The sequence below is a fragment of the Cupriavidus sp. 01T418 genome, assembly GCF_056398885.1.
This window is the reverse complement of the sequence record NZ_JBFTQG010000120.1, coordinates 1-1,131: the sequence shown is the minus strand read 5'-3', so window position 1 is coordinate 1,131 and position 1,131 is coordinate 1. Positions and strand designations below refer to the sequence as shown.

Here is a 1,131-nt window from a genome sequence, read left to right as displayed (position 1 = left end):
GGCGTTGTTGCATAAATCCGGCTGCCGCGCGGGCTGACGTTTACGCGCAACAGCCAGGGTGGCACCTCTGTTAACTCTTCGCGGACTTGCGTAGATTCTCGACTTTTTCCCGAGAAGATGCGCAAGGACGAACACAAGCGAAGCGAGCCGAAAGGGGTCTATCGTGTCAGGAACTGGGCGAGCTACAACGCTGGCTTGATTGCAAGAGGGGACGTGACGATGTGGGTTGACGAAAGCGTACTGGGCACGGTGCCTGATGGCACATCGCCCAGGCGGGGGCGGCCGCACGTCTACTCGGACGCAGCGATTCAGATGCTGCTCGGACTCAAGCAAGTCTTCCATCTGCCTCTGCGGGCTCTTCAGGGCTTCGCGTGTAGCCTGCGCAAGCTCGCATTCCCCGACTTGCCGGTACCCAATTACACGACGTTGAGCCGCCGCGCGCAGGAGATCGCGGTGAAGTTGCCCGCCACGTACACCGGTGAGCCAATGCACCTGCTGGTGGACAGCACTGGCGTAAAGCTGTACGGCGAAGGCGAATGGAAGGTGCGCAAACACGGCTATTCGAAGCGGCGCACTTGGCGCAAGGTGCATCTGGCAATGGATGCGAATACCGGCCAGGTCTGCGCGGCGCTGATGACGCATCAAGATGTCGCCGATGCCGACGCGTTGTCCGATCTTCTCGATCAGATCCCCGCAGACGTGCCGATTGACACCGTCGGCGGTGACGGCGCATATGACACGAGGCAGTGCCACGATCAAATAGAAGCGCGCAACGCGCAACCGTCGATCCCGCCGCGTGAAGGGGCTGCGCCTTGGTCTGAGAGAACGCCCGGCGCACAGTGGCGCAACGAGGCCATTGACATCATTGCGCGAAAAGGGCGAGGGGAATGGAAGAAGGGCTGCGGCTACCACCGCCGCTCGCTGGTCGAGAACCTGATGTACCGGCTCAAGACGCTCACGGGCAATTGCCTGTGGGCGCGTGGCATCGGCTCGCAAGCGACAGAAGTAGCGATCCGCGTAGGCGTGCTTAACCGCATGGCGGTTCTCGCACGCCCGAATTCCGTCCGCATCGCCTGATTTTTGGATCACGGGAGCCACTTTGCCTTCAGATTCGATTAATGCAACAACGCC

Annotated in this window: 1 protein-coding gene; it reads left to right on the top strand. The window is 61.0% G+C overall.

Translation table 11 applies throughout. The annotated features are described in order from the left end of the window. Nucleotides 1-117: 117 nt before the first annotated feature. Nucleotides 118-1,077: an IS5 family transposase gene (locus AC1DQ3_RS36465; RefSeq protein WP_477124943.1), complete on the top strand. Its 960-nt coding sequence runs from the start codon at nt 118-120 to the stop codon at nt 1,075-1,077. Nucleotides 1,078-1,131: the final 54 nt, after the last annotated feature.